The sequence below is a fragment of the Neisseria sp. P0022.S010 genome, from assembly GCF_051956635.1.
In genome coordinates, this window is record NZ_JBQCXF010000122.1 from 1 (window position 1) to 7,892 (window position 7,892).

Annotated in this window: 6 protein-coding genes and 2 pseudogenes; 1 reads left to right on the forward strand and 7 read right to left on the reverse strand. The window is 48.1% G+C overall.

Translation table 11 applies throughout. The annotated features are described in order from the left end of the window. The 7 genes and pseudogenes from ACTHUT_RS11185 to ACTHUT_RS11215 all read right to left on the reverse strand — a co-directional run. Positions 1–222: pseudogene (locus tag ACTHUT_RS11185) on the reverse strand (heme biosynthesis protein HemY); the annotation flags it as partial. Further along, positions 219–1,490 (reverse strand): uroporphyrinogen-III C-methyltransferase, encoded by a 1,272-nt coding sequence (locus ACTHUT_RS11190; protein ID WP_224783479.1) that lies wholly within the window; start codon positions 1,488–1,490, stop codon positions 219–221. The gene ACTHUT_RS11190 and the pseudogene ACTHUT_RS11185, both read right to left, overlap by 4 nt. 216 nt (positions 1,491–1,706) lie before the next feature. Further along, positions 1,707–2,342: pseudogene (locus ACTHUT_RS11195) on the reverse strand (uroporphyrinogen-III synthase); the annotation flags it as partial. A 71-nt stretch (positions 2,343–2,413) separates the two neighbouring features. Further along, on the reverse strand, positions 2,414–3,190 hold the full coding sequence (locus ACTHUT_RS11200; protein WP_049328975.1) for a ferredoxin--NADP reductase: 777 nt from the start codon (positions 3,188–3,190) through the stop codon (positions 2,414–2,416). An 85-nt stretch (positions 3,191–3,275) separates the two neighbouring features. After that, positions 3,276–5,042 (reverse strand): lipid A export permease/ATP-binding protein MsbA, encoded by a 1,767-nt coding sequence (msbA, locus tag ACTHUT_RS11205; protein WP_049328974.1) that lies wholly within the window; start codon positions 5,040–5,042, stop codon positions 3,276–3,278. 228 nt (positions 5,043–5,270) lie between these two features. Further along, positions 5,271–6,680 (reverse strand): threonine synthase, encoded by a 1,410-nt coding sequence (gene thrC / locus ACTHUT_RS11210; protein WP_440418804.1) that lies wholly within the window; start codon positions 6,678–6,680, stop codon positions 5,271–5,273. A 143-nt stretch (positions 6,681–6,823) separates the two neighbouring features. After that, positions 6,824–7,195: a hypothetical protein gene (locus ACTHUT_RS11215; protein WP_208648083.1), complete on the reverse strand. Its 372-nt coding sequence runs from the start codon at positions 7,193–7,195 to the stop codon at positions 6,824–6,826. Between the two features lie 151 nt (positions 7,196–7,346). Between ACTHUT_RS11215 and ACTHUT_RS11220 the strand changes: the two genes are divergently transcribed. Continuing rightward, positions 7,347–7,892, forward strand: a 546-nt coding sequence (locus ACTHUT_RS11220) for a hypothetical protein (RefSeq protein ID WP_440418805.1), incomplete at its 3' end; no start/stop codon positions are given.

Below are 7,892 nucleotides of genomic sequence, written 5' to 3' on the forward strand. Positions count from 1 at the left end.
GCGTTGCATACGCGCCGGAATGTTCAAGAGGCCGAACACGAATTTAATCAGGAAATACAAGACGAATACGCTCAACAGCAGGCCTAAAACAAAGGCATGCAGATTGATACGCAGCATGGTTTGTTCAACCACGACGTACACGTTGCCGGTATAAATGCCGGAAGCCAACGCTAAACCGACGGCGGCGGCAAACAGAATGACAATCCAAACGACGGTTTTCATGCTTGCTCTCCTTTAATTTTGGCAGCAGGCTTGGTTTGGTTTTGTGGTTTGGCAGCTTCGGCGGCCGGTTCTTTTTTGTTTTCAGACGGCAATGCAGGTGCTTCTAAAGACTGAGGAGCGGAAGCGGCAGCCGGTGCGGCAGTTGTGGCTTGTTCGGTAGTTGCAGCCGGAGCGGAAGCGGTTTGCTCGGCAGCTTGGGTTTGCGTAGCTTCTTCGGTCGTCATTTGTGTACGCGAACCTTCTTGATAAGCGCGAACGGCGCTCAAGCTGGCTTTCAGGCTGTCGTCTGAAATCATACGGACATCAAGGGCTTTGAGTTCGGCCAACTCTTTCAACCATGACTGGGTAGCAGGGGATTTGCTGTCGAAGTATTGTTTTACAGTTGCTTCAACGTTGTTCAAATCGCTTTGATACACTTCGCCGTTGTGTTGCAATAGGGCAATGCGCGCATCCAAAAGGCGTAGGCGCAGGTTTTCACGGATGAAGTAGGCTTGATCGGGTGAAATCAACATGGCGTCGTTGCTGTCCAGATGACGGACTTCAACCAAGCCTTTGAGGGCATTGAGGGATTTTTCCCATGTGTTTTCCCACCAAGTTCCTGAATTAGTGGCTTCGACAGGTGCAGCACCTGGTTTCAATACGCCGTCCAAAACCAAAGGCAGGCCTGAAATACCGGTTTCCAGACGGTCAATACGCAAGGCAGTAGCGGAAATATCGACATAAGGACGGTTTTTCAGCGCGGCCAAATCATTGCTGATGGCTTGCTTGATGGGGATAAGCTCAGGCTGTTCAAAACGGCTTAAGCGGCTGTCGATGTGTTCCAATACGCTGACTGCGCCTTGGAGGTTGCCTGACAGCATCAATTGTTGCGAAGCAGTGTTCAACATCGATTCGGCTTCGTCGACCAGCCAGTTGATACGGCCTTTGAGTAACTCTTGATAAGCTTTCTGCAATTGCAGGATTTGATCGCTATTGTTTTTTTGACCGTTGTTCAGGCGGTCTAACTCGGCTTGAATAGCGGTTTGGCGGTTGAGGTTGTCTTTTAGAAGGCTAGCGTTTTCAGATTCGCCCAATGCAGCTTTGTCGATTTTTTGGTTGAATTCGAGCTCTTGGTTTTTTAAAACATTTTGGCCCTGTACAAACAGGAATCCGCTCGCGCCCAAGCTAAGCAGTGCCAAGACGGTTGCACCTGCGGCCAAGGCTTTGCCGCCAGATTGTTTGATGATAACAGGGGTGTTGTTTTGTGGGAGATTGTTGGACTCGGGCATGCTCGCCTCCACTCGCTGAGGTTGGGTAGGTTTGATTTGTTCAGACGGCCTTGTGTTTTCAGAACGTTCAGGCACCGGAGCTGCCGTATTGGCAACTTGTTGGGTATCTTTATTGTCTTCGACTGGGTTCACTGCTTGGCTCCTTTGTGGCATGGATGAAAGTGCAGCGGATAAAGAAGTGACGGTTTCTACATGTTTGGCGCCGACGATGCGAAGTGCATCGGCAATACGCGGATGGTGGGTAAAGTATAGCAAGGATTCGAAGAATCGGGAAAATTGCGGCGGAATCTGATGGAAAAATTCGCGCGCGAGCTCGCCGGATGTGACGTAGGCGGCAGCGATGTCTTCAGTTTTAAAGTTCTGCCAATCGATGGCGTGTGGCCGTCTGAAATAGATTTCGGCGATGTCGATTTGGAAACCCAGTTCGGTCAGTTTGTCTGCTAAAAAATCACGGCCGCCATGACCTCGAATGATTAGAACTCGGGCGTTGGGTGGCAGGTTTTTCCAAATAGGCATTCTCAAGACGGCCTCGCTGTCGTTGCCGTCTTCGGGAGAGAATACGGGATAGGGGGAGAATTGCGCCAAAGTATGTTGGCTGGTTTGGCCGACGGTAATGTGTGCTTTGTGGCCGTCTGAAAAGTTCAGATGCGGCGCTGCGGTTTCAATAGCGGTCGGGCTGACCCAAAACACGACGTCGGCTTGCTTGAATTGTTCGGGGAGTTTTTTTTGCGCCGAACGATCCACCTCTATTTCAATCGGACTCAATACCTGAGCCTGCCAACCGGCTGTATGGCAGGTTTGGATATCTTGCTGTGGACGGTTGGACGGACGGATGATGAGTAGAGTAGGCATAATGTGGGATAAATTATTAAGGTTTAGGCCGTCTGAAAGAAGGGTTTCAGACGGCCTGTTGCTAACGTACGTTATTGATCGACGAATGCGCGCTCAATCAGGTAGTCGCCGCGAACGCCGGTTTTCGGAGAAACGGTCAGTCCGAATTCGTCCAAAACGTTGCAGGTGTCTTTCAACATGGCTGGGCTGCCGCACAGCATAGCGCGGTCGTCTTGCGGATTGATTTTAGGCAGGCCGATGTCTTCAAAGAGTTTGCCGCTGCGCATTAAATCGGTCAGACGGCCTTGATGTACATATTCTTCGCGTGAAACGATCGGGTAGTAAATCAGTTTTTCTTTAACCAAGTCGCCCAAGTATTCGTGTTCGGGCAATTCTTTGGTGAAGCGGTCGTAGTATGCCAAGTCTTTTTTGTAGCGTACGCCGTGAACCAAGATAATTTTTTCGAATTGCTCATAAACATCAGGGTCTTTGGTAATGCTCAAGAAAGGGGCGATACCGGTACCGGTGCTTAAGAGGTAGAGATGTTTGCCCGGATTCAGGTCGCCGGCAACCAGTGTACCGGTCGGTTTTTTACTGATGAGGACATCGTCGCCGACTTTAAGGTGTTGCAGGCGGCTGGTCAATGGGCCGTCTTGTACTTTGATACTGAAAAATTCCAGATGCTCTTCCCAGTTGGCAGAAGCCACGCTGTATGCGCGCATCAGCGGTTTGCCGTCTACCATCAGGCCGACCATGACGAATTGGCCGTTTTCAAAGCGCAAAGACTCGTCACGGGTACAGGTGAAAGTGAAGTAAGCGTCGGTCCAGTGGTGTACGGACAAGACTTTCTGGGTGTTGAATGCTGCCATTGATATTTCCTGTCGGATAAGGCCGTCTGAAAAGAATAGGTAGGGGCGGCCGAGGTTAATAAAAAGAATGGAATATGGTGTTCAGCTACTTGCTTGCCGGTTTGGCTGATTTTTCGCTGAGGCTGTGCAGGTCGGAATAGCGTCCGCCTGCGTTGATCAATTCATGATGAGTGCCTTGTTCGACTACATTGCCTTCGTGCATCACAACGATATTGTCGGCTTTTTCGATGGTTGAAAGTCGGTGGGCAATCACCAATGTGGTACGGTTTTGCATCAGGTTTTCCAATGCGGTTTGTACCAAACGTTCGGATTCATTATCTAATGCGCTGGTGGCTTCGTCCAAAATCAAAATCGGCGCATTTTTCAAAAGCGCACGCGCAATGGCGAGGCGTTGACGTTGGCCGCCGGACAGTTTTAAACCGTTTTCGCCAACTTCAGTGTGCAAACCTTGCGGCATTTTTTGGATAAATTCCCAAGCATTCGCGGCTTTTGCAGCATTGATAATTTCTTCTTCACTGAATTTGTCAGCTTGAGCATAGGCAATGTTTTCAGCAATCGTACCATTAAACAGGATAACGTTTTGGCCGACAAATGCCATGCGGCTGCGCAGGCTTTCGAGTGTATATTCCTTGATGTTGACGCCGCCAATCAGAACCTTGCCTTCATCCGGATTGAGGAAGCGCGGCAACATATTGGCCAGAGTGGTTTTACCGCAGCCTGATGCGCCGACCAATGCAGTCACTTTGCCTTGCGGTACAAGCAGGTTGATGTGGTTCAAGCTGTTGCGTTCGGCTTCAGGATAGCGGTGTACAACATCGCAAAATTCAATATCTCCAGGGTTTGGGCTGAGGATTTGTTTGCCTTCGTTGCTCTCTTCGGGTTGATCCAAAAAGGTAAAGACACTTTCTGCCGCCGCCAAACCGCGTTGCAGGGATTGCATCACGCCGGTCATGCGTTTGATTGGGTCAAACATCATGATCATGCTGGACAAAAACGACATAAAATCGCCTGCACTGAAGCCGGAAAGCCCTGCTTGGCGTGCCGCTGCGTAAATAATCGCAGCCAGTGCAACCGAAGCCATTAATTGCGTAATGCCGGTACCGGCAGAGCTGGCGGAAACCTGTTTGAGCAGGTTGCGGCGCACATCGTCGGCAATACGGTTGAAGCGGCGATTTTCATAATCTTGACCGCCATAGATTTTCACAACACGTTCACCATTGATGCTTTCTCCCAAAACCTGCATCAGCTGACCGATGTAAATTTGATTGTTGGCAGACAATTTGCGCAAGCGTTTGCTGACCGTTTGGATACATACGGCAACGACCGGCAAAATAATAAAAGTAATCAGGGTCAAACGCCAGTTTAGATAAGTCAACAAGCCCAACAGACCGACCACGCTCACGCCGTCTTTGGCGATCACGGTAATGACGTTAAATCCTGCATCGGTAATTTGGTTGACGTCGTTTAAAATGCGCGACATCAGACGGCCGCCGGTATTGCTGCTGAAATACGAAGTCGGCAGGTGCATCATTTTATTGAACATTTCACCGCGCAAACGCTGCACCAAGTGGCTGGACAGATAAGTCGTGCAATATTCGTTAATGAAGTTGAACAGGCCGCGAACGAAAAACAGCGCCACAATTGCCAGCGGCAACCATGACATGCTTTTCATGTTTTTATCGACAAAACCTTCATTAATCAAAGGTTTGAGCAAGTAACCGAAAGCCGGCATCGTACCGGCGACAATCAGCATGGCTACTACGGAGACGATAAACATCTTCCAATAGCTTTTTAAATATCCAAGCAAACGCTTGTACAGCTCCCAGTTGGATGTGGCTTGTGTTGTCTGCATATCAATCCAGATTTAGAGCAAACATGCAATTCTAAACGAAAATATCTGTCATTACAATGTTTGCAATTGAAAGTTAAAAGGAGTTGGTATTATTTTAACGCCTTGATTTTATAATGAGAACGACTGTGATGCGGTGGGGTCGTTAATAACGCTGCCCACTTCTCAAACACCAGTTGCGGCCGTCTGAAAAAGTTTCAGACGGCCTCTTCAGTCGTCAAAGACAGCCGGTTAAGCCAAAGCTTCCTTAATGATATCTTTTACTGTCGTTGCGTTATTAGGGACAACACGGACACGTTGCGGCAGGTTTTCCAAGCCTTCCAATGCAGCCGGGCGGGGAATGGAAACTTCGCCGACCGCTTCATGGATGGTGGCTTCAAATTTGGCAGCCAATGCGGTTTCGAGGCAGACGATGGTTTCGCCGGCTTCGCGTACTTCACGCGCTACTTTGATGCCATCGGCTGTATGCGGATCAATCAATTCACGGTCTTGTTCGTAAACCTGTTTGATGGTGGCAAGGCGGTTGGCATGAGTCGATTTGCCGGAAACAAAGCCATATTGTTGATGGACTTTGTTTAAGACAAATTCCAAATTGAAACCTTTGCCGGAGCTTACTTCAGCCCATAAGGTTTTGATTTCGTCTGCATCGCGGTCCATCAGGTCAAACACAAAACGCTCGAAGTTGGAGGCTTTGGAAATATCCATAGACGGGCTGGAAGTGACATGGGTATGTTCGCTATTGCGTGGGCGGTATGCACCGGTTTTGAAAAATTCGTCCAATACGTCGTTTTCATTGGTGGCAACAATCAAGCAGTGGATAGGCAGACCCATTTGGCGGGCGATATGGCCGGCGCAGACATTGCCGAAGTTGCCGCTTGGCACGCAGAAGCTGACTTTTTCATCATTACTCGAAGTGGCATTGAAATAACCGGCAAAGTAGTACACGACTTGAGCGACGATGCGGCCCCAGTTGATGGAGTTGACTGTGCCGATGTGGTATTTGGCTTTGAATTCGGCATCGTTTTGTACGGCTTTGACGATGTCTTGGCAGTCGTCAAACATGCCTTCAACGGCGATGTTGTGGATGTTGGCATCTTGCAGGCTGAACATTTGCGCACGTTGGAATGCGCTCATTTTGCCTTCCGGAGACAGCATGAAGACATTGACGCCTTTTTTACCGCGCAGGGCATATTCGGCGGCAGATCCGGTATCGCCGCTGGTAGCGCCCAAGATATTGAGTTCTTTGCCTTCTTTGTTCAATACATATTCAAACGCATTGCCCAAGAATTGCATGGCCATGTCTTTGAATGCCAAAGTAGGACCATTGGACAGGGCTTGGATTTTGATGCCGTCTGAAAGTGTGCGTACTGGAGTAATGGCTTTGGTGCCGAATACTTCTTCGGTGTAGGTGCGGTTGATGATGTCGCGTAAATCATTAGCAGGGATGTCGGTGGCAAACAGGCTCATGACTTCAAACGCCAGCTCAGGATAGCTGAGTGTGCGCCATTGGTCTAAGGTAGCACGGTCGATTTGAGGGTATTGCTCAGGCAGCATCAAACCGCCGTCAGGAGCCAAACCCATCAATAAAACTTCGCTGAATTGCTTGCGTGCGGTTGCACCGCGGGTGCTGATGTATTTCATGATTTCTTCTCTATAAAAACAAAAATATTGCTGGTCAAAACAGGAAACCCGCCTGAGGACCATCCCGCAAACCGCCCTATCCCGACCTTAATCCACTATAAACTTTCAGACAACCTTGATACACAGAGGTCGTCTGAAAAACATTATCTATACAAACGCTTGAAACAAGCATTGACGGTTTTCATCGTTACCGACGCAATCGCCCGATCACGCGAAGAAGGATTCAAAACATCCATCAACTCTTGCGCGGACACCTGATTCGGCGCCTCCTCGCTCGCGCAGCCGCAGATTTTATCTTCCCACTCGCGCTGCTTGTCTGCGCTCATCGTCAGCGCGATCAAACGCCACTCATTGCGCTTGTTCAATTCCGAACGGCATTGATGATCGACCGCCATTTTCACCACGCTGCCGCCGATACCCGTACCGCCGCCTAAACCGCCGAACGCCGAGTCAGAATCATAAGCGCAACCGCCCAACAACGCCGCTACAGAAGCAACGGCAACAATCTTTTTCATATTCATAGCCATCCTTTGCCGCAAGGTCGTCTGAAACGCCCCGCAAAGTCTTTAAACAAACGCGTATTATACCGTAAGCGGTGTGAGATGGGGGGATTAGAGAGAGTGAGGTATAATTCAACATTTATTCAAAAATAAGGCATTTCTAGACATGAATCATTTTAAGAAGAGCAAACAAAAGCTGCTTAGGATATTACTGCTCTCTGAGCCAAATGAATCGGGTTTACGATCATGGCTGACCACTGTCATTAGCCTATTAAGCAAATCAATTCCATCCCTAGCTGCACTTGGATTGATACTGGGAAGTATTTTGACTTATCGCTATTTAATTTTTATCGGGTATTCTAGTATTTTTCCAGAGACAATAGCTTCTGCATCCAGCTTAACGACTATCATATTTGTTTTTGCTTTGATTCTCTTAATCTTTGCTGTCCCATTTCTATCCCCATACACATTTATATTTATTTCCAAAGATTTTCAAGCACAAGGGATTAAAGTTAAGAACTTATTCCCATCTCTACTTGCTTCGACTTTAAGCTTTCCAATATTAGTAATATATTTACTTCTTTCTGATTATGAAAAGATAAACATACCACTAGAACCAATAATTGGATTATGCTTCTTATTTACAATAATTTTACCATATTTTATCTACATTATACAGGATAAAGTCAATTTTCTACCTAAAATAATATAC